The sequence below is a fragment of the Oryzophilus luti genome, assembly GCF_059726245.1.
Genome location: NZ_AP040874.1, coordinates 1,605,453 through 1,631,342 on the forward strand (window position 1 = coordinate 1,605,453; position 25,890 = coordinate 1,631,342).

Sequence of the window (25,890 nt, forward strand, 5' to 3'; positions counted from 1 at the left end):
GGGATCCTTCGCTTCACTCAGGATGACAAATGAAGCGGAGCGAGTGATCAGATCCTCTTGAGTCGCGCTCCGCGACGGCGTGACCGTGTCAATTCGGCTTAGCGTTCCTCCGCAGCCGCGAGCCACGGCCGCGGAAATCGCCGGGGATGCACCCTTGCGGGAATCGCTGTAATCTAACTGGCATGAAGATTGAACTGACGAATTCCTCGCCCGCACAACTGGAAGCCGAGTGTCTCGTCGTCCCCGTTTTTGACGAGGCCGAAGCCAAAGCCAAGGACCCCAAGCCCGCGCTGCACACCGCCGACGCCGCCCTGGTTCCGCTGGCCGCCGCGCTGATTGCCAGCGGCGAAATCACCGCCAAGCCCTATGAACAGACGTGGCTCTACGCGCCCGCCGGCGTGAAGGCCAAGCGCGTGCTCTTCTTCGGCGCCGGAAAGGCCGCCAAGTTCAACGCGCACGAACTGCGCAAGCTGGCCGGAGCCGCCGTGCGCGCCATCAAGCCGAAGCAACTCAAGTCGCTCACCCTGCTCACGCCGGATGCCGACGCCGCCTCCATCGCAGCCATTGCCGAAGGTGCCGTCACCGGCAACTTTGATTCGAACTATTACCACTCAGAGAAGAAGGACCTCTCGGTGGAGACGCTGACGGTTGCCCTGCCCCCGGAAGCCGTACCGATGGCCCTCTATGCGGCCGTTGCGAGCGGCGTGGCGCTGGGTGAATCCGAGAACTTTACGCGCGACCTGGTGAACGAGCCGGGCAACAAGATGACGCCAACCATTCTGGCCGACCGCGCCATCAACATGGCGCTGGAAGTCGGCTTGAAGTGCGAAGTGTACGGGCCGGAGAAGATCAAAGAGATGCGGATGGGCGCCTTCTGGTCCGTGGCGCAGGGCTCGGACGAAGAGCCGCGCCTGATCGTGCTGACCTATGAGCCTTCGCAGGCTCCGGCCGCCGACGCGCCCGTGCTCGGGCTGGTTGGTAAGGGCATCACCTTTGACTCGGGCGGCATCAGCCTGAAGCCCGGCGCCGACATGGACAAGATGAAGACCGACATGGCAGGCGGCGCCACCATGCTGGGCACCATGCGCGCCATCGCGCTGGCCAAGCCCGCCATCAAGGTCATCGCCGTCATCTGCGCCACGGAGAACATGCCGAGTGGCAAGGCGCAGAAGCCGGGCGACGTGCAGTTCGCCATGAACGGCAAGTCGATCGAGATCATCAACACCGACGCGGAAGGCCGCCTGGTGCTGGCCGACGGCCTCTGCTACGCGCGCGAGCTGGGCGCCACCCACCTGGTGGACGCCGCCACGCTCACCGGCGCTTGCGTGGTCGCCTTGGGCTTCACCAACACCGGCACCTTCTGCAATGACGATGCCTACTACGCGCAGTTCGACGCCGCCGTGAAGCAGGCGGGCGAAAAAATGTGGCGGCTGCCCATCGACAGCGAATACTTCGACCTGATCAAGAGCGACATCGCCGACATCAAGAACACCGGCGGACGCTGGGGCGGCGCCATCACGGCCGCCAAGTTCCTTGAAGAGTTTGTGGACGGCAAGCCGTGGATCCACCTCGACATTGCCGGCACCGCCACGGTCGAGGACAAGAAAGCGTGGCTCGACAAAGGCCCCAGCGGCGTGGCCGTGCGTACCCTGCTGGCCCTGGCGCAAAACCTGAAGTAATAGGTTTCGAAACGTTTCGAGAGGTTTCAGAAGGTTTCGTAAAGTTGAGAAGCCCCGCACAGGGATTGCCTGTGCGGGGCTTCTTCTTTTGCGAACCTCTCACGTTCAGCGCGTCATTCTGGGGGCGGCGCAGCCGCGAGGAAGAATCTGCTGTTGACCTGGTACGCGTCGAAACATATCGAAACCTCGGCTCTGCCTAGCCCTTCCCGCTTCTCGAGACTCGAAACCGCAAACTCGAAATTCGCGCCCTACATCACTGCCGGGGCGTTGATGCCGAGCACGGCCAGCACCCGCACCAGTTCGCGGCGGACGACCGCAGCGGTAGCCAGCAGGAACAGCTTCCGGCCCGCGTCCTCCTCGGTCAGGATGTGGTAGCGGTGGTAGAAGTTGTTGAACTGCTGCGCGAGTTGGAAGGCATGCTTGGCCAGGTAGGCCGGTTCTGTCTGCGCAATGCACTGCTCAATAATGAGCGAGGTCTGCCCCGCCAGCAGCCACAGCGCCCAGATGTCGGTGCCGGTCTCGTCCGCAAAGTAAGGCGTGAAGTCGGCGTTGGCGGCCTCCGCCAGCACCTGCTCGGGCGTGGTGCCGCCCTTGCGGAAGATGTTGCCCGCGCGAACGACGGCGTACTGCGCGTAGGGGCCGGTCTCGCCCTCAAAGGCCAGCGCCTCGCGGAAGTCAAAGGCGATGACCGACTGCTTGGTGTACTTGAGCATGAAGTAGCGCAGCGCGCCGATGGCGATATCGGTGGCAATGCCGGTGCGCTCGCCGTCGCTCAGCTCAGGATGGCGCGAATCAACCTCGCCCTTGGCGGCGGCAATCAGCTTGTCGAGCAGGTCGTCGGCCTTCACGCCAAAGCCCTTGCGCCCACTGACCTCGATATAGGCACGCTGCTGGTCTTCTTCGCTGACCGTGTACCCGAGGTCGAGTGCGCAGCGCGGAGTAAGCGCTACCATCTCGTAGCTGAAGTGCGTGTAGCGGGCGGACATCTCCGGGTGGCCGAGCAGGCGGATGGCTTCCTTCACCGTCTCCTGCGGCTCGCTCTGGCGCGCGTCAATCACGTTGTAGATGGCGGCCACGCCGCCAAAGTGCGGGTGCTCCGGCTCGCCCTGCTCGCAGCTCATCCAGACGTCCTTGCCGTTCGGATACAGGTAGAACTTGCGGTAGCCGAAGTCCTGGCCGAGCAGACCGAACTTCCACAGGTGGTAGGCAATGTCCTTGCCCACGTAGCCAACCGTGCCGTTGGAGCGCACGATAACCTTGGCATCCTCGTCGGGGCCGGTGGCCTCCGGGGCGGCTTCCCCCTCGGCTTCTGCCTTGGCTTCGGCGGCCTTGGCGGTGGCCGGACGGGTCATCACCCAGCAGCCCTTGTTCTTGCCTTCGTTCTCGAAGTAAAGCACTTTCTTTTCTTTGAGTTGCTCAAAGGCCTTCGCCCAGAACTTGAGGCGAAGGATTTCGCTCTCGCGCGGCAGGAAGTCGTACTCAATGCCGAGCCGGTCCATCGTCTCCAGGTGGCGGCGCAGCACGGCCGTTGAGATCATCTCGGCGATTTCCGCCAGTTCGTTGCCACCGGTCTCGATGGCGTGCAGAGCGTCGCGGCGGGCCTGATCGTTGCCCTTGTCCTCGGCGTACCACTGCGAGACGCGCGCGTAGAGGTCCCAGCAGGTGTAGTCGAACTTCGCGTCCGTCTTGATCATGGCCGCAATCTCGGCCTTCGACTTCTTCTCCAGATGCACGAAGCCGACGACGACGTCGGCCACCTGCACGCCGGTGTTGTCGATGTAGTTCTGCACGGCCACGGGGCGGCCGCCCGCGCGCAGCAGGCGAACAAAGGTATCGCCGAGGATGGAGTTGCGCAGGTGGCCGATGTGCGCCGCCTTGTTCGGGTTGATGGAGGTGTGCTCCACCAGGATTTTTCCCTCGACAGGCGCAGGCTCGCCGGTGGAGCCCATCACCTCGTGCGAGGCCTTCGTGCGGTCGATCTTCGCGTTAATGTAGCCGCCGCCTGCAACCTCGAAGGGCTGGAAGCCCTCGAGCGCGGGCATCTCCGCCACCACTTCCTCGGCAATCTTGCGCGGAGCCTTGCGCAGCTTGCGCGCCAGCTCAAAGGCCAGCGGCAGCGCGAACTCGCCAAACTCCAGCTTGGGCGGCTGCTCCACCACGATCTTGTCCAAGGTCAGTTGATACTTCTGCTGCAGAAACTGGCGAACGTGCTCGATAAGGCGCTGTTGAGACTGACGGTACACGGCATTCCTTCTTGTATGGGGGCTGCCCACGGGCGCGAACTTTGCTCGCGTAAACTGCTGAGGAGAAACGTTATTATAACAAAGGCTGCGGAACCCCCGCGAGGTTTGACCGGGCGCGGGCGAGTCCCTATCATGAGGTTTCGCGCCGGGCTGCACCAAGCCGGGCGCTGTGAGTCTGTATGCGCCTAGCCTATCTCGACTGCTTTTCCGGAATCAGCGGCGACATGTTCCTTGGAGCACTGGTTGACGCCGGGGTTCCCTTCGAACTGCTGGCCGAAACCGTTCGCGCCCTGAACGTGGGCGCCGAGCTGCGCCAGACGCGCGTGACGCGCAACGGCATTGCCGCCACCAAGATTGACGTCATCATCGACGGCGTGCCCGACATGCCGCGCGAACAGTTCCACGCGCAGAAGCACGTGCACCCGGACGGCACCACGCATTCGCATCCGGGTGGCCTGCAGGCGCACGAGCACGTGCCGCAGCCCCACACGCACGAGCATGAGCCAGAGCATTCGCACGGCGATGAGCACGAGCATTCCCATGAACATGAGCATGGCCACGAACACACGCACGGCGAGGAAGGCCACACGCACAGCCACGAGCATCGCGGGCTGAAGGAAATCCGGGAGATCATCCACAAGGCGACGCTGACCGATAAAGCCCGCTGGACTGCCCTGCGCGCCTTTGAGCTGCTGGGACGCGCCGAGGCCCGGATTCACAACCGTGAGCTGGAGACCGTGCACTTCCACGAGGTCGGCTCGGTCGATGCCATCGTGGATATTGTCTGCGGAGCGGTGGGCGCCGACTGGCTCGGCGTGACCGAATGGCGCTGCTCGGCCCTGAACACCGGCAGCGGCACGGTGCTTTGCGCGCATGGCACGCTGCCCGTACCGGCCCCGGCCACGCTCGAATTGCTGAAGGACGCGCCGGTTTACGCCGCCGGGCCGAAGAAGGAACTGGTGACACCGACCGGCGCCGCACTGGTGCGGGCGCTGGTGCACAGCTTTGAGCCGCTGCCTGCTGCACGCATTCTTTCGAGCGGCTACGGCGCGGGCGCACGCGACTTTGCCGGACACTCCAATGTGCTGCGGCTGACGCTGGCCGAGGCCGTGGAGCAGGAGGCGGCACAGCACGGCAGCCTGGTGCTGGTGATGGAGGCCAACCTCGACGACCTGACGCCCGAGGTGATTGGCTATACGCTCGAGAAGCTGATGGCCTCCGGCGCGCTTGACGCCTTTGTGACGCCGGTGCAGATGAAAAAATCGCGCCCCGGCCACCTGCTGACCGTTCTGGCCAAGCCCGAGGACGAGCGCAAGCTGGCGAACATTCTGTTCACGGAGACTTCCACGCTCGGGCTGCGCACGCACGTGGAGCAGCGCAAGGTGCTGGAACGCGAATGGGTGACGGTGCGCTCCGAATGGGGCCCGCTGAAGATCAAGATTGGGCGCATGAATGGCGAGGTTGTGAACGCCGCGCCCGAGTATGAAGACTGCCGCGCCGCGGCCGTCACTGCCGGAGTACCACTGAAACAGGTTATGCTGGAAGCGATGCGGCTGTTTGCCGAACAACAGGATGCCGCGCCCAGCCATGGGAACAAGAATCATGGATAGTGAACAGAAGAAGTTTTACATCACCACGCCGATCTATTACGTGAACGCGCGGCCGCACATCGGCCACACGTATACCACGATCGTTTGCGACGCCGTGGCGCGCCGCCATCGCCTGCTCGGCGACGACACGTTTTTCCTTACCGGCACCGACGAGCACGGCCAGAAGATCGAGCGCTCCGCCAACGCCGCCCACAAAACGCCCCAGCAGTTCACCGACGAAGTCTCCGGCGAATTCAAGGGCCTGTGGGACCGTATGGGCATCAGCTACAACAAATTCATCCGCACCACCGACGAAGAACACAAGCGCGGTGTGCAGGCGATGTTCAAGCTGCTGAAGGACCGCGGCTACATCTACAAGGGCAGCTACAGCGGCCAGTACTGCGTCTACGACGAGCTTTACGTGGACGTGGACACGCCCGGCGCGCCCTGCCCCGAGTGCGGACGCCCGACCGAAACCGTGAAGGAGGAGAACTACTTCTTCAAGCTCTCGGCCATGGAAGAGCCGCTGCTGAAGCTCTACACGGAGAATCCGGACTTCATCCGTCCGGAGACGCGCCGCAACGAGGTCATCGCCTTTGTGCGCTCGGGCCTGCGTGATCTTTCGATCAGCCGCACCACCTTCAAGTGGGGCATCCCGGTGCCGGACGATCCGGAACACGTTATTTACGTGTGGCTGGACGCGCTGTGCAATTACATGACGGCGCTCGGCTTCGGCTCCGGCGACACCACGAAGCTCGACCGCTACTGGCCGGCCGACGTGCACATGGTCGGCAAGGAGATCGTGCGCTTTCACTGCGTCTACTGGCCGGCGTTTTTGCTGGCTGCCGGGCTGCCGCTGCCCAAGGGCATTGTGGCGCACGGCTGGCTGCTCTTCGAAGAGAGCAAGATGTCGAAGTCGCGCGGCAACATTGTGCGCAGTGAGACCATTCTTGACGTGCTGGGTGCCGACGCGCTGCGCTACTTCCTGCTGCGCGAGGTGGTCTTCGGCTCCGATGGCGCGTTCAGCTTTGACGCGTTGGTGCAGCGCTTCAACTCCGACCTGGCGAACGGCCTGGGCAACCTGGCCAGCCGCACGCTCTCGATGATTACGCGCTACTTCAACGGCGAAGTGCCGTATCCTTCGGCGACCGCCGCCAAGACCCCGGCCGACGAGGCCATTGCCAAGCTGGCCGACAAGACCATTGCCGACTTCGACGAGCTGTTCACGAACTTCCAGTTCTCCCGCGCGCTGGAGAGCGCCTGGGCGCTGGTGGCCGCCGTGGACAAGTACATTGTCGAGAACGAGCCGTGGGCGCTGGCGGAAAAGCCAGAGGAACGTCCGCGACTGGCGACTGTGCTTTACACCTCGGCCGAAGCGCTGCGCATTGTGACCGCGCTGGCGCACCCGGTGATCCCCGACTCGACCGCGCGCATCTGGGCGCAGCTCGGACTGGGCGACATCACCAAGCTGAACCTCAAGGGCTTGAAGTGGGGACAGCTCGGCGTGGCCACCAAGCTCGGCAAGGTCGAACCCGTTTTTCCACGCGCCGACAAGAGCGCGATTGAAAGGATGCAACAGATGGAACTTGAGCGTAAGGCCGCCACAGAGGCGGCCGCCGCACCGGCCGAAGCTCCGGCCCCGACACCGGCCATCGCACCGGCAGCCACCGAGGCTGCGCCCGCCGTGGCTGAAGAATCCAAGTACATGCCGCTGGCGCCGGAAATTACCATCGACGACTTTGTGAAGATCGACCTGCGCGTGGGCCTCGTCACCTTCGCCGAGAAGGTGCAGAAGGCCGACAAGCTGCTGCGGCTGGAAGTGGACCTGGGCTTTGAAAAGCGCCAGGTGGTGGCCGGCATCGCCAAGGCCTACGACCCGGAAAAGCTGATCGGACGCAAGGTGGTCATCGTGGCCAACCTGGCTCCGCGCAAGCTGCGCGGGCTGGAGTCAAAGGGCATGGTCGTGGCCGCTTCGCTCAACGAGCACTCAACACCGGCGCTCGCCGCCTTCCTCGAAGACGTGGAGATTGGCTCGCGGCTGAAGTAAGGCTTGAAGTACGGAAGTAGACAAGTACGAAAGTACGAATTGCAAAACAGGTCCTTCGTCGCGGCAATGCCGCTTCCTCAGGATGACGCAATCTTGAGGAAGCGATACGAGGCACAGGGATCTTCAATTCATACTTTCGTACTTTCGTCATTTCACACTTAATTCAACAGGCGAGTTTCCACCGCGCAAGGACGATGGCGCCCATGTACGTTGATTCTCACGCTCATCCCGAGCACCGGCAGTTTGACGCGGACCGCGAGGCCATGCTGGCGCGGGCGCGCGCGGCCGGGCTGGTGGCCATGCTCGCCATCGGCAACGGAGACGGCCCGGACACGGTGGAGTGCGCCATTCCCTTCGCGGAAAAGTACGACTGGATCTGGGCGACGATTGGCGTGCATCCGCAGGAGGCGCGGCTGGCCGATGCCGCGGCGTGGGAGAAGATGCGCGGGCTGGCGCGGCATCCAAGGGTCATCGCATGGGGCGAGATCGGCCTCGACTACTTCTACGAGTACTCCGAGCGCGAGGTGCAGAAGCGCGTGCTGATTGAGCAGCTCGAGTTGGCGAAGGAGGCGAAGCTGCCCATCGTCATCCACAACCGCGCCTCGCAGAACTCCACCGACGCCTGGGACGACCTGCTGCCGATTCTGCGCGAGCACTGGCAGCCCGCCGGGCTGGGCGGCATCATGCACTGCTTCAGCGGTGAGTTGGAGCACGCGCGCGCCTCGCTCGACATGGGCTTCCTGCTCTCGTTCTGCGGCAACATCACCTACCCCAAGGCGCAGAACATACGCGACGCCGCCGCGATGGTGCCGCTCGATCAATTCTTGGTGGAAACCGATTCGCCCTACTTGGCACCTGTGCCGCATCGCGGCAAGCGCAACGAGCCTGCCTACGTGGTGGAGACCGCGCGCAAGGTGGCCGAGCTTCGCGGATTGGAACAGGAACAGGCGGGATCGCTCGCAGTGGGAAATTTCTTCCGCTTCTTCCAGCTTGCGCCTGCGGGCGATGCCAAGTCGAAAAGCTCCAACCTCTAACAGCCGTCTTGGCCAAACGCGCCAAGCATCCATGTCACGGCATCCCAGGTTAGCGCCAAACACGGGTGCGAACCTGGGGCACCCGGCGATGCGCCTGTGGCTGGCAGGTGCAAGGCACCGCTACCCAACCGCATTACTCCTTCCACTGTCATCGTGAGCGAAGCCTGCGCCCGGAGTGCATCATTCTCTCCAGATTTCTTCGTTGCCACGAATTTCATACCCGTGCGGGCGATTCGCGCTCGCTACTGCGCCGGACTTTCGTTACACTAAGTTCACATGGCTAGCGAAAATTCATTCGATATCGTCAGCAAGGTGGACTTGCAGGAAGTCTCCAACGCCATACAGCAGGCGATGAAGGAGATCTCGCAGCGCTTCGACCTGAAGGATTCGCGTTCGTCGATTGCGCTGGAGGACAAGGACGCCATCGTTCTGGCTTCGGCCGATGAGTACAAGCTCAAGGCCGTGACCGACATTCTGCAGACCAAGCTGGTGAAGCGCAACGTGCCGCTGAAGGCGCTGAACTTTGGCACCATTGAGCCGGCCGCCGGCGCCACCGTGCGCCAGAAGGTCACCATGCAGCAGGGCATCCCCACGGAGAAGGCCCGCGAGATCGTCAAGGCCATCAAGGATTCCAAGAAGAAGGTGCAAGCCTCCATCCAGGGCGACCTGGTGCGCGTGAGCGGCAAGGACCGCGACACGCTGCAGGAGATCATTGCCTTTCTGCGCAACAAGGATTTTGGCATCGACATGCAGTTTGTGAACTACCGCTCGCTGTAGGGCGGCCGCGCACTGGCTGCGCCGTGCAGGATTTCGCCGGGAACGCTCCGGCGCAACAGGATGAGAGAGGCGGCCGAGAGACAGCCGCCGTTCGAACCGCGTGAATCGCGCGGTTCGTTTTGTGAATCTATCGATAGGGTTCCGCTTGAAGAGTTTCGCCACAGCCACCGGGAAAGAACTGTTCGACCTTCTCCACGACGATCTGGTCGCGATTGAGACGGAATTCGGTTGCGATACGGTCAGCAACGTCGCGGCCATCACGGAAATCGGCGAGTACCTGCGCAACGGCGGCGGCAAGCGCCTGCGTCCGGCGCTGCTGCTGCTGGCTTCGCGCCTGATGGAGTACTCCGGACCGAGCGCCACGCGGCTGGGCGCGGTCGTGGAGCTGATCCACACCGCCACGCTGGTGCATGACGACATCATCGACGAGGCCACCACGCGCCGTGGCCGTCCTTCGGCCAACGTGCTGTGGGGCAACGCACGCTGCGTGCTCGCCGGCGACTGGCTCTACATGCAGGCGTTCAAGATCGCGCTGCGTGAGAACAACCTGCGCATCCTTGACCTGCTCATCGACCTGACCAAGCTGATGGTGGAGGGCGAGCTGCTGCAGGACGAGAAGCTCGGCAAATGCATCACGGTGGAAGAGCACCTGGACCTGATCTACCGCAAGACGGCCTGCCTGTTCGCCACCTGCATGCAGTTGGGCGCCATTCTGGCGGGCGGCACGCGTGAGCAGGAACTGGCGCTGCGCTCCTACGGACGCAACATCGGCATGGCCTTCCAGATCGTGGACGACGTGCTCGACCTGACGGCCTCCGAGCAGGTACTGGGCAAGCCCGTGGCCAGCGACCTCCGCGAAGGCAAGGCCACGCTGGCGGTGCTGCACGCGCTCGAGTGCTGCACGCCGGAAGAACGCACCAGGATTGAAACCGTGCTGCGCGAGCGCTCCTTCCAGAGCGTGACCCACGCGGAAATTCTTGAGATTCTCAACCGCTACGGCTCCATCGCCTCCGCCAACGCCGAGGCCGTGCGCTACGCCGAGGCCGCCAAACACGACCTGGAGCCCTTCGCCGAAAACGACTACAAGCGCGCGCTGCTGTGGATTCCGCAGTTCGTGGTGGAGCGCGAGAAGTAAGCCGCACACTTGATTTAATTCGCTTCTGCAAGCAAACGCCCCATCCTCGCGATGGGGCGTTTCACTTGCTGAGGAAGGCTCCCTGCAACACCAGCACTGGCTCTCGACCTGTAATCCTCGTCCACAGACTCGCTCACAATTGCACACACAATTCATTCGCGTTGGATGGCTGCGGCGCGTAGTCTGTTTCGCAGCAAGAACAAGTACAAGATGACAAAGCAAGGGAAAGTCGTAATTACGGCAGTTGCGCTGATCCATTTCGGATCCTGCCTTGCAATTCGATTTCACGCCTTCTATGTGGAAGGAAATTGGGGTTGGATGTATGCGTTTGTCGTCGATTTCCCCGCATCACTGATTCTCGTGCAATTGATGAGACTGGCTGATCCGCTGCTGGTGTTTGGTGTACTGGGAACCGCTTGGTGGGTCCTCATAGCCAGAGGTGTGGGTTCTGTGTTTGAGCGCATTGCTGACAAAATGCAGACTTCTTCCCGATAGAGACAGCACCACACTTGCAAACACTACACTAATATCGACAACCGGAGACTATGCGAAACTCCAAGCGCTTTGTGCGGATAGCAGCGTTACCAGTGCTTCACCTTTGCTTATGTGCTCTTATCGCACTATTGGTCACTCCAGGTGGCATGGAGTGGATAGTGATTTTGGCGCTGGATTTGCCGACTTCTTTCATCTTTCCGATAGTACTCGGCCATCCGTTGTATTTGACTCTACTCGGAACAGTACAGTGGTTGTGTATCGGAGTGATTCTCTCGTTCGCTTATGAGCAATTCACGCGATGGAGAGAGCACCACAAACAGGCGAGTGCCCCAAATAAGTGATAGGAACAGTCTGCTTTCATTCAAACATCATTTGCACGGACGATGCCTGGAGTTAGCGCGGGTCTAACTCTCGGTTGTTTACAAGATCAATTTAACCATCTGCCGCAAAGCACCAAGTTTGTTGACTGAGGCAATCGAGAACATCGCCGAAATATCACCCGCGACGACTGGCTGAGATTGCGCGTTGCGCCGGTGCCTATTCGTAGCCCTTTGGGTGCGACTGGTGCCACTCCCAGGCGGAGCCGACAATCTCCTCCAGCGAAGTGAACTGCGGCTTCCAGCCAAGCTCGCGCTGAATGCGCGCCGAGCTGGCCACCAGCGTTGCCGGATCTCCCGCGCGGCGCTCGCGCACCACCAGCGGAATCGCGTCTCCGGTGACCTTGCGCGCCACCTCGACCACTTCCTTCACGGTAAAGCCCACGCCATTGCCCAGGTTGTAGATCATGCGGTCGCGTTCGGCGAGCGCATGCAAGGCGAGCACGTGCGCCGAGGCCAGGTCGCTGATGTGTATGTAGTCGCGCACGCAACTGCCGTCGCGTGTCGGGTAGTCGTCACCAAAAACGTAAATCTCCTTGCGCTGCCCGAGCGGCACCTGCAGCACCAGGGGAATCAGGTGGCTCTCCTGGCGGTGTGCCTCGCCGCGTCCGGGTGCGGCCCCGGCGGCGTTGAAGTAGCGCAGGCTGGCGTAGCGCAGGCCGTGTATGCGGTGGAACCATGCGAGCATCCGCTCCACCAGCAGCTTGCTCTCGCCATAGGCGTTGGTCGGCTGCAGCGGGTGGTCCTCGTCAATGGGCGTGTGCTGCGGCTCTCCGTAGACGGCGGCCGTAGAGGAGAAGACCAGCTTGCTCACGCCGTGCTGCTGCATCACGCGCAGAAGGTTGAGCGCGCCCGCCGTGTTGACGGCAAAAAAGCGGCCGGGATCGCGCATGGATTCGCCCGCCTCGATGAGCGCGGCGAAGTGCATGACGGCCTCCGGGCGGAAGCTGGAAAACACCTGCGTCAGCTTCCCGGCATCGGCAATGTCGCCTTGCACAAACTGCGCAGCCACAGGCGCCGCCGCACGGTGACCGTTGTAGAGGTTGTCGTAAACCGTAACTTCATGACCGGCGCGCAGCACCTGCTCCGCCACCGTGCTGCCAATGTAGCCCGCGCCGCCCGTGATGAGAACTCGCATGATGGCCATTGTAGCCCGAGCCGCTCCCGGAAAGTGCCACCGCGCAAAGACGTTCCAAGACAGGCAACGCAACCAATCCACAGCCCGCGCGTCCGTTTACAATAGCTATTTGTTCGCAAGAGCGAAGGAGAAGAACGGCCTCATGTCTAATACCAGTACGCCCCAGCCCCCAACAAACACCGCAGAGACGATACGCCGGATAGAGGCGCGGGAAGCGCGCGTTGGAGTGGTGGGGTTGGGGTACGTGGGACTGCCGCTGGTGCTGCTGTTCAGCGGCGAGCGTTTCCGCGTCACCGGCTTTGACGTGGACACACGCAAGGTGGAGACACTCAACCAGGGCGGCAGCTACATTGTCCGCATTGAGCCCAACGAGATTGCCGCCGCGCACAAGGCAGGCTTTGCCGCCACCGCCGACTTCCACAAGATCTCCGAGATGGACGCCGTCATCATCTGCGTGCCCACCCCGCTCGATGAGTATCACCAGCCCGACCTCAGCTACATCGTCAAGACCGCACAGTCGCTGGCGCCGCACATTCGCCGCGGACAGACCATCATCCTCGAAAGCACCACCTATCCCGGAACCACCGAGGAGATCCTTGTCCCCATTCTGGAGAAGCAGAACCCCGAGGGCCTGAAGGCCTGCCGCACCCTGCCCACCGGCGAGCAGCAGCCCGGCGACTTCCACGTCGTCTTCTCGCCCGAGCGAGAGGACCCCGGCAACGACCAGGTCGCCCGGCACGACATTCCCAAGGTCATCGGCGGGCTCGACAGCGACGGATCGAAGATCGCCGCCGCTCTCTACGGCAGCATCTTCCGCCGCACCGTGCCGGTCTCAACCCCGGCCGCGGCTGAGATGACCAAGCTGCTGGAGAACATCTACCGCTGCGTCAACATCGCGCTGGTCAACGAGCTGAAGCAGCTGGCGCTGCGCATGAACATCGACATCTGGGAAGTGATTGAGGCGGCAAAGACAAAGCCGTTCGGCTTCCAGGCCTTCTACCCCGGCCCCGGACTGGGCGGCCACTGCATCCCCATCGACCCCTTCTACCTCTCGTGGAAGGCCAAGGAGTTCGACTTCCGCACCAAGTTCATCGAGCTGGCCGGCGAGGTCAACATGCAGATGCCCTACTTCGTCGTCGAGCAGGTGATGGAAGCCTTGAGCAAGCACGGCAAGGCGCTCAACGGTGCCAAGGTGCTGGTGCTCGGCGTGGCCTACAAGAAGGACATCGACGACCTGCGCGAGTCGCCCTCGCTGACCATTCTGGAGCTGCTCGAAAAACGTGGCGCCAAGGTCAGCTACAACGACCCTTACTTCGCCAAGGTCGGCCACGGACGCCACTATAGCCTGAACATGACCTCGACGCCGCTGGAGAAGGTGCCGGAGTTCGACTGCGTGCTCATCGTCACCGACCACTCCGCCTACGACTATGCCAAGATCGTCCGCGAGGCCAAGCTGGTCGTCGACACCCGCAACGCCACCAAGGGCATCCAGGCACCCAACCTCATCCACTGCTAACCACGCGCACGCGCCCGGAAGCAGCAGCAGCCTGCGGCAGGCAAGGTGCGCAGCACCGTCCCCAAAACCGCGCACGGCGGCCGGACACTTGATCCCCACCTAAACAGCTGAGCCTGTTGGGTGGGGATACTTTTTGAAGGTAACAAAGAGGGGCTCAAGAAACTTGAAAGTGTGGCTATTGCGCAACACCACGAGATTCAAGAAACTTGCACTTCCCTTTCCAGAACTCCTCGCAAGCTGTTGATTTTGCTTAATATTTACAAAAATTTCTAGCTACGGCAGAGTCTGCGAAGGAAAAAAGAAATTCCTCGTTGTAAACAGAGAACAGTCTGCATATAATAGATCGATCCTGATCACCGTGCTTCATCGCAGTATCCGGGTGGGTGACACGGGCGCACAAGCCAACGGGAAAAGGGTGGAGTTGCGAGGCAAACTACCCTGAATCTGATGCGTCCAAGTAGAGGAGAGAACTCCCAGCACTCCCGCCTGAAAATCCAACACAGAGGTAGGTAAACACTTCATGGCAAAAAGACGCGGCAATCCTAACTGGGGAAAACCGGAGCCGATCGGACCGGTCACCCCGACCATCACCGAGTTCGAACAGGTCGTGCGCGAGTTCAAGCTGCAGCCCGACCAGTACATTCGCTCAACGCGTCTGCGGGAGTGGGCGCGCCGTAACAAGAACTCCAAGTACATCCCTGAACCGCTGTTGGAAGCGTGGGGATTCGAGATCGAATCGACTCTGTAGAGTTCGCCAAGTTCAGAACAAGGGGCCGCTCCAAGCGGCCCTTTTCCTTTTTACGAGCACCTGAAGCCGCAGCAACCGCATTGTTCCCTTGCAGTTAGAACGGCATTATTGAAGTACGAGACCTTCCGATTCTTTGCGCCCAAGCGAGGCGGCTGGGAGCACTGCCAGCATCTTCCGTTGACTCCGGGCAGCCGGTTTGAGATAGTTAAACGTTACAGATTGGTGAATGTTCCATTAAAAAAATCCCCTCTTTAGGGCAGATTTCAGGACTCTCTCGTGCGATTAGTACCAAAGGATGGCGAGTTCTTCACACTCTTCTCTCAAACGGCAGACAATTTAACCGAAGGCGCTCGATTAGCCTGTGAAATGCTGGCAGACTACTCCGACGTCGCCGCCTCGGTGCACAAGATCAAAGCGATCGAGCACAAGGGCGACAACCTGACGCACAGCATTTTCGTGAAGCTGAACCAGAGCTTCATCACTCCGTTTGACCGCGAAGACATACACATGCTGGCCAGTTCGCTGGACGACGTGCTGGACTTCATCAACTCCGCGGCCGACCGCTTGGTGCTCTACAAGGTGGATCATCCGCCGACAGCCTGCCGCGACCTGGCAACGATCATTCTGCGCCAGACCGAAGAATTGTCCGCGGCCGTGAAGCTGCTGGACAAGAACGCAGCAAAGTTGCTGGAGCACTGCGTGGAGGTGAACCGGCTGGAAAATGAAGCCGACAGCATCAGCCGCCACGCCATTGCCAGCCTGTTCGAGCACGAAAAAGACCCCATTCATCTCATCAAGATCAAGGAAGTGCTCGAGACGCTGGAAGCCGCGACGGACAAGGCGGAAGATGCCGCCAACGTGCTGGAAACCGTCGTTCTGAAGAGCGCGTAACGGAGACAAGCTTTGACTACCGGATTGTTTCTGGTTGTTCTGACGATTCTGGCCGCGCTTGTCTTTGATTTCATCAATGGCTTTCACGATGCGGCCAACAGCATTGCGACCGTGGTTTCCACGCGCGTGCTGTCGCCGAAGCTGGCCGTGGTGTGGGCCGCGTTCTTCAACTTTGTCGCCGCCTTCGCCTTCGGCACCGCCGTAGCCAAGACGATCGGCAAGGGCATGATCCAGCTCGACATCGTCACGCAGTACGTGGTGCTGGCGGGATTGCTGGGCGCCATTGTGTGGGACCTGCTGACGTGGATTCTTGGGCTGCCGACCTCGTCGTCGCACGCGCTGATTGGCGGGTACGCCGGCGCGGCCATGATGCGGGCGGCGATCCTGCACGGGTGGCGTCACGCCCATGAGGTCATCATCCCCGGCGGATGGACCAAGACCATCAGCTTCATCTTCCTTTCCCCACTCATCGGCTTCGTGCTCGCCTTCTTCTTCATGATCTGTATGTACTGGATCTTCCAGAGCAAGACGCCGCGCCAGGTGGACGGCTGGTTCCGTCACCTGCAACTGCTTTCCGCAGGCGCCTACAGCCTGGGGCACGGCGGCAACGACGCGCAGAAGACGATGGGCATCATTGCCGGAGCGCTCTACACCGGCGGCCTGCTCTCCAAGAGCGACATGATGGGCAACTGGGGTAACCTGCACTGGCCCATCATTCTCTCGGCGCATGCGGCCATCGCCGCCGGCACCTACTTCGGCGGCTGGCGCATTGTGCACACCATGGGCAGCAAGATCACCAAGCTGAAGCCGATTGGCGGTTTCTGCGCGGAATCGGCCGGTGCGATCACGCTGGGCATGACGGCACTGGCGGGTATTCCGGTTTCCACCACGCACACCATCACTGGCGCCATCGTCGGTGTGGGCACCACGCACCGCATCTCTGCCGTGCGCTGGGGCGTGGCCACCCGCATTGTGTGGGCATGGGTGCTGACCATTCCGGCTTCGGCCATTGTGGCGGCAATCTGCTTCTGCATCTTCCGCCTGCTGAACCCGAACGCCTAGGTTTCAACCAGTTTTTCGGGCCTCCCGTTTCATTCCTCGTGGAATGAATGGGAGGCCCTTCCCTTTTCTGCTGTAAATCAATTGCCGCTCAAGTGCTGCTCAATGCGTGGCGCGCTCGCGCCGCCGGATTCGCGGATGCACCGCGCACGATTCCGGGCTAGAATCTGTACCCGCCATGACACCGCAACCGCCATTCTGTGACGTACCCACCGCGCTGGAGGAATTCCGCGCCGGACGCATGATCATCGTGGTCGACGACGAGGACCGCGAGAACGAAGGTGACCTGACGATGGCCGCCGAGAAGGTGACGCCGGAGGCGATCAACTTTATGGCGCGCTTCGGACGGGGGTTGATCTGCCTGCCGATGACCGAGGAGCGCTGCGACGCGCTGCGGCTGGAGCCGATGGCGGCACACAACACATCGCAGTTCGGCACGGCGTTCACCGTCTCCATTGAGGCGCGCGAAGGCGTGACCACGGGCATCTCCGCCGCCGACCGCGCCCATACCATACAGGTGGCCGCCACCCCGTCGGCCAAGGCGCAGGATTTGGTGCGTCCGGGGCATGTGTTTCCGCTGCGGGCACGCAAGGGCGGCGTGCTGGTGCGCGCCGGGCAGACGGAGGCCGCCGTGGACCTGGCGCGGCTGGCAGGAATGACTCCGGCGGGCGTCATCTGCGAGATCATGAACGAAGACGGCACCATGTCGCGTGTGCCGCAACTGCGCGAGTTCTGCGCCGAGCACGCGTTGAAGATGCTGACCGTGGCGGAGGTGATCCGCTACCGGCTGCAGCACGAACGCTGTCTGGTGCGGCAGGGTGAGGCCGTGCTGCCGACGCCGTATGGCGAGTTCCGCATGATCGCCTACCGCTCCGAGGTCGATCAGGAGTCGCACATTGCGCTGGTGAAGGGCGACGTGGAGCAGACGCCGGAGATACCGTCCCTGGTGCGCATGCACGCGCACTGCCTGGCGGGAGACGTGTTCGGCGCGACGTGGTGCGAGTGCCGCCGGGTGCTCGATGAATCGATGCGCATGATCGCCGCCGAGGGCCGCGGCGCCATTGTCTACCTGAACCAGCGCTCGCAGGGCTTCTCCGTGGAGGAGTTCAACGGCGTGAAGACCTTGCAGTTCCACCGCGACCTGCGGCTGCCGACGCTCCCGGATTCGCAGCGGCAGATTCAGCGCGAAATTGGCATTGGCGCGCAGATACTGGCCGACCTGAACCTGAAGCGTCTGCGCCTGCTGACCAACCGCCCGCGCCGCGTGGCGGCTGTTGAGGGATTTGGGCTGGAAATTGTGGAGCAGGTACCGCTGGCGACGGCGATTGTGAAAAGCTGCCAGGACTGAAGCGAATCTTCACAGCCACTTTCTTCGCCCGATTCAGGAAACCCACAGCGAAGCGCCGCTGAACCCGCCGCATTTTGCAGGACAATGCGGGCATGTGGAAGATCTTCGAGTACATCACGAACAACGAGCTTCAGAGCCGCCACGAGGTGGAGTTCGACGTGGTCTTCTGGTGCGTGGAAACCCTTGCGCTGGTGGCCGGCATCGCCATTCTGCTGGTGAAGCGCCAGCCTGAATGGATTGCCTTTCTGGTGATTGAATACTGCTGGGCGATGGATAACCTGCGGCACAACCGCCCATGAGCCGCGCTGCGAACGCGGCTCATGCGATGGCGATTGAATGCGAAGACAGGCGGCAGGATGCGCGCGAAGGTCAGTATCCGCGCTGCTTATCCACGACGCTGCGCAGAGGCTCTCCGGCAAGGAAGCGGCGAAGATTCTCGGTGAAGAACGCGTACTGAAGCTCCCACACCTTCTGGTCCACGCCCGCCGAATGCGGCGTGAGGATCAGGTTCGGCAGCGCCCACAAATCCGATTCCGGCGGCAGCGGCTCCTTGTCGAAGACGTCGAGCGCGGCGCCGGCAATCTTCTTTTCGCGCAGGGCCTCGATGAGCGCAGGCTCCTCGACAAGCACTCCGCGAGCCACGTTAATGACGTAGGCGGAGGGCTTCAACAAAGCGAGGCGCTCGCGGTTGATCATGCCCCGCGTTTCCTCGGTGACCGGCGCGGCCAGAATGACGTAATCGGCCTCGGGCAGCACCTCATCCAACTGGTCGAACTCGACCACGCGCTCGCAGTGGTCCTCGCGCTTGGTGGCGTCACGCCGCACGCCGATGACATGCATGCCAAACGCTTCTGCCAGCCGCGCCACGCGGCGGCCAATGGCGCCCAGCCCAACCAGCGCCAGCGTGGAGCCGGTGACGGTGCGCGGCATGGGGCCTTCTGTGAAATAGGAATCGAGCCCCCAGCGCTGTGCGTGCTGCTCGTCACGCGCGCGTCCCAGTTGCTTGGCGCAGGCCAGCAGCAGGGCCATGGCGTGCTCGGCAACCGCGCCACCATGAACCTCGGTTGAGTTGGTGACCACGACGTTGCTGTGGACAATCTCCGGCGTGAGCAACTGCTGCACGGCGGCGGTGGTCGAATGAATCCAGCGCAGCTTCTTTGCTGCGGCCAACTGGCCATCGCGCAACGACCACGTCATGAGGATGTCGGCGTCCTCGACGGCCGTGGGAAGCTGGTCAAAATTGGCGAGCACTTCGACCTTCAGTTCGTGAAACTCGCGCTCCAGGCGCGGCCCAAGCCATGCCGGAGGGCACCAAAGAGCAAACGGATGGAAGACGGCAACAACAAGCTTCATGATCGCTGCCGCTACCTTCCGCTCTTCTTCACGCGAAGATCGAGACCGGTCATCTCCTTGGGAAGCGGGATGCCCATGGCGCCGAGCACGGTGGGGGAAATATCCTGCAGCGCACCGTCCGGGCGCAACGTGAAGTTGGCGGCGTCTTCCGCGATGTAGATGAACGGCACCGGGTTGGTGGTGTGCGCGGTCTGCGGGCCGCCGGTGGCCGGGTCAATCATCTGCTCGGCGTTGCCGTGGTCGGCGGTGACGAGCATGGAACCGCCCTTGCGCTTGATGGCCGCATAAATCTCACCGAGGCAGGCGTCAACGGTTTCCACGGCGCGGACAGTCGGCTCGATCTTGCCGCTGTGGCCGACCATGTCGGCGTTGGCAAAGTTGATGACGAGCACATCAAAGGTGCCCTCTTCAACCGCTTTGACCACGGCCTGCGCGATCTGCGCGGCGCTCATCTCGGGCTTCAGGTCGTAGGTGGCAACCTTTGGCGACTGAATCAGAACGCGGTCTTCACCGGGGAACGGCTTTTCGACACCGCCGTTGAAGAAGTAGGTAACGTGCGCGTACTTTTCGGTCTCAGCCACGCGCAGGTTGCGCAGCTCCATGCTGCCAAGCACATTGGCCAGAATGTTGGTGAGCCGCTCGGGAGGAATGACGACCGGCAGCTTGAACTTGGCGTCGTACTCGGTCATGCAGACGTAGTGCAGGTTCTTCGGAATCGATGCGGGCGGAATCTCGGCGTCGAGGCCCTCCCAGGCATCGAGTTCCTGACCGTGCTGCGGCGTAAGGCCACTCTCGCGGGCAAGCACGCGCGTAATCTGGCGGGCGCGGTCGGCGCGATAGTTGAAGTTGATGACCACATCCTCGTCGCGAATGCAGCCAACGGGTTCGCCCTTGGCGTCCACACAGACGAACGGGATGATGAACTCATCGGTGACGCCGCGGTTGTAGCTGTCCTTGATGCCCTTTACCGGGTCCTGATACGAGCCGCCTTCGGCCTTGCCGACGACCATGGCGTCAAACGCCTTCTTCTCGCGATCCCATTTCTTGTCGCGGTCCATGGCGTAGTAGCGTCCGCTGACGGAGGCAAGCTGGCCGCCGAATTCACGCATCTTCTGTTGCAACTGCTCCACGTAGCCGGCGCCGCTGTCGGGCGCGGTGTCGCGGCCGTCCATGAAGGCGTGAACAAACATGCGCTCAACGCCGTTCTGCTTGGCCATCTTCAGCAGCGCGTAAAGATGGTTCTGGTGCGAGTGCACGCCGCCATCGCTGAGCAAGCCGCAGAAATGCAGGCGGCGTCCGTTCTGGCGCGCCTGCTCCATGGCCGCCAGCAGCACCTCATTCTTGAAGAGGCTGCCGTTTTCGACCATCATGTCGAGCTTGGTGATGTCCATGTAAACGATGCGGCCGGCGCCGATGTTGAGGTGGCCGACTTCGCTATTGCCCATCTGCCCGGTGGGCAGCCCGACGTAACGTCCGCTGGTGTGCACCAGCGTGTTCGGGAAGTCCGTGAGGAACTTGGTGTAGTTGGGCGTGCGCGCCAGCGAAATGGCGTTGGCTTTCGACGGCGGCGCATAACCCCAGCCATCCAGAATGATCAGTACCACCGGCTTCGGACGAGACATTATTCTCCTTACAATTCATTTATGAATGTTCTGATCATCTCTTCCAATTTTCTAAGTTCAGGGCAGCGGTCAAGTAGCCCACGATAATTACAGAGAGTCTCCTGCACCAAGATATCGCGTCCACCTCCTGCACGCTTTGGATCTCCATACCGTGCAAGGAATGGATTGAAATAACGCTCCTTGAGAGAAACCTCCGCTCTTACAGTTGTCCATTCATCGTCCAGCTTTGAAAGATGGCCTGCCAACAACCACGCTTCGACCTCCTGAACAGCAGCGCAGCAGATGAGCTTCACCGTCCATCCCGCCGTGGGGGCAGTCAGCGCGCTGAACTCGTGCTCTCGATTCTTACCGTCTGCATCAGGAATAAAAAGGACTAAATCAAAGTGCGCATAGCGCTCCAGAATTTCCTCAACCAACAGCTTCTTGGCATGCTCATAACCATTGGTCTTCGGATTGCTTAGCACTATGACGTTCGCTTTTGGCTTCCCTGCCTCCGTGATCACTCTTGAGATTATTGGCTTTAGAACATATCCGTCATTCGTCGGATCTTCCGGTACAACCAGCACATTGAAGCTCACAGGGCGCCCTCCAACCATCCCTCCGCAAAGAGGTCCCCGATTGGCTGCTTCGAGATAATGTTCGTAAACCCCTGGATGTTCGTTACTGGCGCGATGGTCGTCGCCCCAGTCTCCTCCTCCCGCTTACAGAAGAACGTTGTCTTGTAATCCTCGTCATTCAGCCACGACAACACGACCGGCGAATGTGTTGTCACCATCACTTGCTGCACCCCAATGCCCGCTTGTGATTTGAGCAATTCAAGCAATAGTCTCACGCGGCTCGGATGTATTCCGTTCTCAATTTCTTCAATGGTCAGGATGTTGGGCAGATCTGGCTGGAAGAATGCGGCACAGATTGCAGCAAATCGAAGCGTGCCATCAGATAAGCTAGGAGCGTAGAATGTTTCTCCTTTATCAACAATCGCAAAGAGAGAGTCACTCATCGCGCCAGTGACAACTTTTACATCTTCAAATTCTGCAGGGGTCAACTGTTTCAGCCAAGTAATGAAATTACTCTTGGCTTTTTGATCATCAAGAATGGTCTTTGCCAAGGCGGCAAAGTTCTCGCCATGCTCCCCCATCCGCTGAACCGCTTGAGCCTGCGAATATTGCCGCAAGATAGCTGGCATGGGGTCCAGCCTTTGCATATTTCGCAGCGATGCAATGCATTCATTGATGTGGAGCAAATCTGTGGCTCTTGGCGCCTTGCGCACAATTTGCCCAAGAACCGGCCGCGTTCGCTCGAACTGCCAGTGTGGCTGTTTTCCTCTCTTCCCCTGAAAGTATCGAACTCCAAAAAAAGGTTGATCTGGAGAGTTACTCACGGTAGCCGAATTGTAGATCTCTTGCCCTGCATACAACAGGCACTCATCTCGTAAGTGACCCGACCTCGCTGAAAAAGCCACTAAATACTCAATTTCAGCTTCTTGCGCCGTCAAATAAACATGAATCTCGATTCTGTCATCATTAGGATGGTTAGATTCCGCGCTGACTCCAGCAAAGGCAGCTTTTGTACTGCCACCGCGGATGGCATCCCAAGTTTCACTGCTCGCGTTCCTCGGCTTCCCATTGAGAATTTCGTCGAACGAAAAACCATAGCCAATACCTTGCAACAGACGCAAAGCATCGAAGAAGTTTGACTTCCCGCTGGCATTAGTTCCGATGAACAGGTTGAAATGCCCCAACGTGAGTTCCACATCTTCTAGACTTTTGAACCCTTTTATCTGGATCCTCTTTATCATAAAGTCCCCACTGGAGCGATTGACAATCATCTGCCAAGGCACTCGTTTACTTCTCTTCTTTTGCGAACTGCTCCATGCGTTCGGTGAGGCGCTTGAGATAGGCCTCGACGCGCGTGGCAATCTTGTCGTCGCTGACGGCAACGCCCTCTTCGGCGATGGTGGGCTGCGCCTTCAAAAAGCGCTGGCCGGATTCCGACCGGTAAAACGCGGTGGCAGCCGCCACGTCCTGCTTGGAGAGAAATTTCTGATAGACCGGCACCACGTCATCGAGCAGCTGGTCGATGGTCATCGCCTGAGCCATGCCGTCAAACACGGTATCCAGCTTCTTCAGACGCTCCTCGGTGACCTCGGGATGCTGTTTTCGATAGCTCTCGCGGGCGCTCAGCTTCATCTGCGCGGTGAGTTCGGAGATGATGCGCTCGAATTCGTCGCGCGAGTGCATCACGTCCATCAGCTTCAACACATCCTCCCGCGAGGGCGGCTCGGAGGCTGGCTCCGAGGACTTTGCTTGTGCAACGGCGGCCGCAAAGGTGCCAAGCACCATCACGACCGCCATGAACACAACACGCACTTGCCTGCGACCGTTGCGGTCCAGATGCATGGGTTACTCTCCGGCCTTCTCCATCAGTTCGCCGTTGTAGTTGATGGCCGCCAGGCCCAGGAAATTCGCGGCCGGGCCAAGTTCCTCTTCAATGCGCAGCAGCTGGTTGTACTTGGCGATGCGGTCGGTGCGCGAGGCCGATCCGGTCTTGATCTGGCCGGTACCGGTGGCAACCGCCAAGTCGGCGATGAAGGTGTCTTCGCTCTCGCCCGAACGGTGGCTCATCACGGCCGTGTAGCCGTTGCGGCGCGCCATTTCGATGGCCTCGAGCGTCTCGGTGACCGAGCCGATCTGGTTCACCTTGATCAGGATGGAGTTGGCCACGCCGCTATCAATGCCGCGCGCGAGGCGGGCGGTGTTGGTGACGAACAGGTCATCGCCCACGAGCTGAATCTTCTTGCCAACCTCGTCGGTCAACTGACGCCAGCCCGCCCAGTCGTCCTCGGCCAAGCCGTCTTCAATGGAGACGATGGGATACTGGCGCACCCACTCGGCCCAGAACTTCACCATCTCCTCGCTGGTCTTCACCGACTTGTCGCTCTTCTTGAAGATGTACTTGCCGTCCTGGAAAAGCTCACTGGTGGCCGGGTCGAGCGCAATGGCGATCTGCTCGCCGGGCTTGTAGCCAGCCTGCGTGATGGCTTCGAGGATGACTTCGATGGCCTCGACGTTGGCCTTGAGCGACGGCGCAAAGCCGCCCTCGTCGCCGACGGCGGTGCTGTAGCCGCGCTTCTTCAGCACGCTCTTTAGCGTGTGGAAGGTTTCGGCGCCCCAGCGCAGAGCCTCGCGGAAAGAGGGCGCGCCGACCGGCATCACCATGAATTCCTGGAAGTCGACGCTGCTATCGGCGTGCGCGCCGCCGTTGATGATGTTCATCATGGGGCACGGCAGAATGTTGGCGTTGACGCCGCCGAGGTAGCGGTAGAGCGGCAGTTCGTAATACTCGGCAGCGGCGCGGGCGGCGGCCATGCTGACGGCCAGGATGGCGTTGGCGCCGAGCTTGCCCTTGTTCTCCGTGCCGTCGAGGGCGATCATGGCGGCGTCGAGTTCCGCCTGGCGCGTGGCGTCGAGGCCGATCAATTCGGGGGCAATGATCTCGTTGACGTTTTCAACCGCCTTGAGCACGCCCTTGCCGAGGAAGCGGTCCTTGTCACCGTCGCGCAGTTCCACGGCCTCGTGTTCGCCGGTGGAAGCGCCACTGGGCACAATGGCGCGGCCCTTTACGCCGCTGATCAAAGTCACTTCGGCTTCGACGGTAGGATTGCCACGCGAATCCAGTACTTCCCGCGCATGAATCAGATCGATCTCTGTCATCACAATTCCCTTCTCGAGTTGAGGTGCGGTTGAAGGCCCTGGGATTCCACCCTCCGGGGCCGGAAAGCGCGCGGTAACGACCGGAATCAGAGGCCCGCGCATCGCGCCAACATTATAAACAACCAGACGGGTCCCCAACTGTGCCTGGCGCGAACCGGCCATTTCACACTCCGAAGCGGGAAACACATGCAGTGGAAGGCATGCGGCCACGCCAGCCAGCGCCGGGCGAACGCGGAGTATGATGAGGACACTTATAAGGAGCCTCCGCATGTCCGCACGCTCTGCCGCCCTGATCCTTGCCTTGCTGGTTGCGCCGCTCGTGCTGGCGCAGGAGAAGTCCGCCACACCACCCGAGCAACTGCCGGCCACCGCGCGCCCCATGACGCCCTATGCGCGGTTGCATGCCGCGCGCACCGTGTGGGTGGAGAATGGCGGCGGCAGCACCATGCCCTTCAACATCATCAGCGCAGCCTTTGAGGCGTGGCCACGTTTTGTACCGGCGGAATCGAAGCCAAAGGCGGACCTGCTGGTAGTGGTCTCCGCGCCGGAAGAGGATTCCGGCGTCTCGGTGTCCTCCTCCATGCTGCCGAATTCGCACGATGGGCGCACAGAAGACCGCGTAACAACCAGCCGCAATGTGGGTACGGTCACAACCGTCAAGATGATGGTGTTTTCGCCGGGCGTGCAGGTGCCCATCTGGAGTTCGGCGGTGCAGCCGAAGGGCGGAGTGAAGGCGCATACGCGTGAAGACCATCTGGCCGAAGCGGCGCAGACGCTGTTCGAACGATTCCACAACCTGCTGGAGCCACCGGCCAGCGACGCCGATCAGAATTCAGGAAAGAAGAGAAAGTAGCGCCGGAAGCCCGGCTACCAGGTGCGGCGCATGGCGCGCAGCCGCTCGACGGTGACCACCATGTCGGCGGTCGAGATCACGACGGTATCCTGCCCGCAGGTGGGACAGACCGGCACATCGCCCTCGTCCCAGAAATCCTCAACTGCGCTGAAGGGGAAGACCAGTTGACAGTGCGTGCATCCGCACGGTGTCTCTGGGGGAACCTGCATGTAATCGCCGTCGGCCATGCAACAAGTATAAGGCCCGCCGAAGCGGGCCTGCTTACTTTCCACA

The 25,890-nt window shown here is 61.2% G+C and carries 23 protein-coding genes; 14 read left to right on the plus strand and 9 right to left on the minus strand.

Going from position 1 to position 25,890, the window contains the following annotated elements:
• The first annotated feature begins 182 nt into the window (after positions 1-182).
• Positions 183-1,679, plus strand: coding sequence for a leucyl aminopeptidase (locus AC6IZO_RS06915; protein WP_497809336.1), 1,497 nt, complete (start codon positions 183-185; stop codon positions 1,677-1,679).
• A 248-nt stretch (positions 1,680-1,927) separates the two neighbouring features.
• On the opposite strand, the gene AC6IZO_RS06920 is transcribed toward AC6IZO_RS06915, so the two are convergent.
• A complete protein-coding gene (locus AC6IZO_RS06920) occupies positions 1,928-3,922 on the minus strand; it encodes an arginine--tRNA ligase (RefSeq protein WP_497809338.1) in 1,995 nt (664 codons plus the stop codon).
• Between the two features lie 179 nt (positions 3,923-4,101).
• On the opposite strand from AC6IZO_RS06920, the gene larC reads away from it, so the two are divergent.
• From larC to AC6IZO_RS06950, 6 genes are all read left to right on the plus strand, one after another.
• Positions 4,102-5,532, plus strand: a complete 1,431-nt coding sequence (gene larC, locus AC6IZO_RS06925) for a nickel pincer cofactor biosynthesis protein LarC (protein ID WP_497809340.1) — start codon at positions 4,102-4,104, stop codon at positions 5,530-5,532.
• Positions 5,525-7,558: a methionine--tRNA ligase gene (gene metG / locus AC6IZO_RS06930; protein WP_497809342.1), complete on the plus strand. Its 2,034-nt coding sequence runs from the start codon at positions 5,525-5,527 to the stop codon at positions 7,556-7,558. Before larC ends, metG begins: the two co-directional genes overlap by 8 nt.
• 203 nt (positions 7,559-7,761) lie before the next feature.
• Positions 7,762-8,592: a TatD family hydrolase gene (locus tag AC6IZO_RS06935; RefSeq protein ID WP_497809344.1), complete on the plus strand. Its 831-nt coding sequence runs from the start codon at positions 7,762-7,764 to the stop codon at positions 8,590-8,592.
• A gap of 276 nt (positions 8,593-8,868) precedes the next feature.
• Positions 8,869-9,369, plus strand: a complete 501-nt coding sequence (locus tag AC6IZO_RS06940) for a YajQ family cyclic di-GMP-binding protein (RefSeq protein ID WP_497809346.1) — start codon at positions 8,869-8,871, stop codon at positions 9,367-9,369.
• Positions 9,370-9,514: 145 nt separating this feature from the next.
• Positions 9,515-10,504, plus strand: coding sequence for a polyprenyl synthetase family protein (locus tag AC6IZO_RS06945; RefSeq protein WP_497809348.1), 990 nt, complete (start codon positions 9,515-9,517; stop codon positions 10,502-10,504).
• Positions 10,505-10,714: 210 nt separating this feature from the next.
• Positions 10,715-10,999 carry a hypothetical protein gene (locus tag AC6IZO_RS06950; protein ID WP_497809350.1) on the plus strand — a complete coding sequence of 95 codons (285 nt, stop codon included), beginning with the start codon at positions 10,715-10,717 and terminating at the stop codon, positions 10,997-10,999.
• A 537-nt stretch (positions 11,000-11,536) separates the two neighbouring features.
• Here AC6IZO_RS06950 and galE read toward each other — a convergent pair.
• Positions 11,537-12,514: a UDP-glucose 4-epimerase GalE gene (gene galE, locus AC6IZO_RS06955; protein ID WP_497809352.1), complete on the minus strand. Its 978-nt coding sequence runs from the start codon at positions 12,512-12,514 to the stop codon at positions 11,537-11,539.
• A 142-nt stretch (positions 12,515-12,656) separates the two neighbouring features.
• Between galE and AC6IZO_RS06960 the strand changes: the two genes are divergently transcribed.
• The 6 genes from AC6IZO_RS06960 to AC6IZO_RS06985 all read left to right on the plus strand — a co-directional run bounded on the left by AC6IZO_RS06960 (position 12,657) and on the right by AC6IZO_RS06985 (position 18,375).
• The gene (locus AC6IZO_RS06960) at positions 12,657-14,030 is read left to right on the plus strand and encodes a nucleotide sugar dehydrogenase (protein ID WP_497809354.1); all 1,374 of its coding nucleotides are present in this window, start codon (positions 12,657-12,659) and stop codon (positions 14,028-14,030) included.
• 520 nt (positions 14,031-14,550) lie between these two features.
• A complete protein-coding gene (locus AC6IZO_RS06965) occupies positions 14,551-14,778 on the plus strand; it encodes a hypothetical protein (RefSeq protein ID WP_497809356.1) in 228 nt (75 codons plus the stop codon).
• Between the two features lie 366 nt (positions 14,779-15,144).
• Positions 15,145-15,669: a DUF47 domain-containing protein gene (locus AC6IZO_RS06970; RefSeq protein ID WP_497809358.1), complete on the plus strand. Its 525-nt coding sequence runs from the start codon at positions 15,145-15,147 to the stop codon at positions 15,667-15,669.
• A 12-nt stretch (positions 15,670-15,681) separates the two neighbouring features.
• Positions 15,682-16,731: an inorganic phosphate transporter gene (locus AC6IZO_RS06975; RefSeq protein WP_497809360.1), complete on the plus strand. Its 1,050-nt coding sequence runs from the start codon at positions 15,682-15,684 to the stop codon at positions 16,729-16,731.
• Positions 16,732-16,906: 175 nt separating this feature from the next.
• Entirely contained in the window at positions 16,907-18,076 is a 1,170-nt protein-coding gene (gene ribB, locus AC6IZO_RS06980) for a 3,4-dihydroxy-2-butanone-4-phosphate synthase (protein ID WP_497809362.1), read from the plus strand.
• Between the two features lie 92 nt (positions 18,077-18,168).
• Complete coding sequence (locus AC6IZO_RS06985; protein WP_497809364.1) at positions 18,169-18,375, plus strand: hypothetical protein; 207 nt, start codon at positions 18,169-18,171, stop codon at positions 18,373-18,375.
• A gap of 70 nt (positions 18,376-18,445) precedes the next feature.
• Here the strand turns inward: AC6IZO_RS06985 and AC6IZO_RS06990 are convergent, their stop codons facing one another.
• Genes AC6IZO_RS06990 through eno form a run of 6 tightly spaced genes read right to left on the minus strand, consistent with a single transcriptional unit; the run spans position 18,446 to position 24,764 of the window.
• Positions 18,446-19,429, minus strand: coding sequence for a D-2-hydroxyacid dehydrogenase (locus AC6IZO_RS06990; RefSeq protein ID WP_497809366.1), 984 nt, complete (start codon positions 19,427-19,429; stop codon positions 18,446-18,448).
• Positions 19,430-19,440: 11 nt separating this feature from the next.
• Positions 19,441-21,051, minus strand: coding sequence for a 2,3-bisphosphoglycerate-independent phosphoglycerate mutase (gpmI, locus tag AC6IZO_RS06995; protein ID WP_497809368.1), 1,611 nt, complete (start codon positions 21,049-21,051; stop codon positions 19,441-19,443).
• Between the two features lie 8 nt (positions 21,052-21,059).
• On the minus strand, positions 21,060-21,629 hold the full coding sequence (locus AC6IZO_RS07000; protein ID WP_497809370.1) for a hypothetical protein: 570 nt from the start codon (positions 21,627-21,629) through the stop codon (positions 21,060-21,062).
• Complete coding sequence (locus AC6IZO_RS07005; RefSeq protein WP_497809372.1) at positions 21,626-22,879, minus strand: AAA family ATPase; 1,254 nt, start codon at positions 22,877-22,879, stop codon at positions 21,626-21,628. The genes AC6IZO_RS07000 and AC6IZO_RS07005 overlap by 4 nt, the downstream gene beginning before the upstream one ends.
• Before the next feature lie 16 nt (positions 22,880-22,895).
• Positions 22,896-23,450, minus strand: a complete 555-nt coding sequence (locus AC6IZO_RS07010) for a DUF2059 domain-containing protein (RefSeq protein WP_497809374.1) — start codon at positions 23,448-23,450, stop codon at positions 22,896-22,898.
• 3 nt (positions 23,451-23,453) lie between these two features.
• Entirely contained in the window at positions 23,454-24,764 is a 1,311-nt protein-coding gene (eno, locus tag AC6IZO_RS07015; protein WP_497809376.1) for a phosphopyruvate hydratase, read from the minus strand.
• A gap of 268 nt (positions 24,765-25,032) precedes the next feature.
• Between eno and AC6IZO_RS07020 the strand changes: the two genes are divergently transcribed.
• On the plus strand, positions 25,033-25,617 hold the full coding sequence (locus AC6IZO_RS07020) for a hypothetical protein (RefSeq protein ID WP_497809378.1): 585 nt from the start codon (positions 25,033-25,035) through the stop codon (positions 25,615-25,617).
• Positions 25,618-25,631: 14 nt separating this feature from the next.
• Here AC6IZO_RS07020 and AC6IZO_RS07025 read toward each other — a convergent pair whose 3' ends face one another.
• Entirely contained in the window at positions 25,632-25,889 is a 258-nt protein-coding gene (locus tag AC6IZO_RS07025) for a hypothetical protein (RefSeq protein ID WP_497809380.1), read from the minus strand.
• Position 25,890 lies beyond the last annotated feature (1 nt).

Coding starts and splice junctions, on each gene's coding strand:
- metG (WP_497809342.1), top strand. CDS start 5,525: ATGGATAGTGAACAGAAGAAGTTTTACATCACCACGCCGATCTATTAC.
- AC6IZO_RS06940 (WP_497809346.1), top strand. CDS start 8,869: ATGGCTAGCGAAAATTCATTCGATATCGTCAGCAAGGTGGACTTGCAG.
- AC6IZO_RS06990 (WP_497809366.1), bottom strand. CDS start 19,429: ATGAAGCTTGTTGTTGCCGTCTTCCATCCGTTTGCTCTTTGGTGCCCT.
- AC6IZO_RS06985 (WP_497809364.1), top strand. CDS start 18,169: ATGTGGAAGATCTTCGAGTACATCACGAACAACGAGCTTCAGAGCCGC.
- galE (WP_497809352.1), bottom strand. CDS start 12,514: ATGCGAGTTCTCATCACGGGCGGCGCGGGCTACATTGGCAGCACGGTG.
- larC (WP_497809340.1), top strand. CDS start 4,102: ATGCGCCTAGCCTATCTCGACTGCTTTTCCGGAATCAGCGGCGACATG.
- AC6IZO_RS06970 (WP_497809358.1), top strand. CDS start 15,145: ATGCTGGCAGACTACTCCGACGTCGCCGCCTCGGTGCACAAGATCAAA.
- AC6IZO_RS06965 (WP_497809356.1), top strand. CDS start 14,551: ATGGCAAAAAGACGCGGCAATCCTAACTGGGGAAAACCGGAGCCGATC.
- AC6IZO_RS06960 (WP_497809354.1), top strand. CDS start 12,657: ATGTCTAATACCAGTACGCCCCAGCCCCCAACAAACACCGCAGAGACG.
- gpmI (WP_497809368.1), bottom strand. CDS start 21,051: ATGTCTCGTCCGAAGCCGGTGGTACTGATCATTCTGGATGGCTGGGGT.
- AC6IZO_RS06950 (WP_497809350.1), top strand. CDS start 10,715: ATGACAAAGCAAGGGAAAGTCGTAATTACGGCAGTTGCGCTGATCCAT.
- AC6IZO_RS06935 (WP_497809344.1), top strand. CDS start 7,762: ATGTACGTTGATTCTCACGCTCATCCCGAGCACCGGCAGTTTGACGCG.
- AC6IZO_RS07010 (WP_497809374.1), bottom strand. CDS start 23,450: ATGCATCTGGACCGCAACGGTCGCAGGCAAGTGCGTGTTGTGTTCATG.
- AC6IZO_RS07020 (WP_497809378.1), top strand. CDS start 25,033: ATGTCCGCACGCTCTGCCGCCCTGATCCTTGCCTTGCTGGTTGCGCCG.
- AC6IZO_RS07005 (WP_497809372.1), bottom strand. CDS start 22,879: ATGATTGTCAATCGCTCCAGTGGGGACTTTATGATAAAGAGGATCCAG.
- AC6IZO_RS06915 (WP_497809336.1), top strand. CDS start 183: ATGAAGATTGAACTGACGAATTCCTCGCCCGCACAACTGGAAGCCGAG.
- ribB (WP_497809362.1), top strand. CDS start 16,907: ATGACACCGCAACCGCCATTCTGTGACGTACCCACCGCGCTGGAGGAA.
- eno (WP_497809376.1), bottom strand. CDS start 24,764: ATGACAGAGATCGATCTGATTCATGCGCGGGAAGTACTGGATTCGCGT.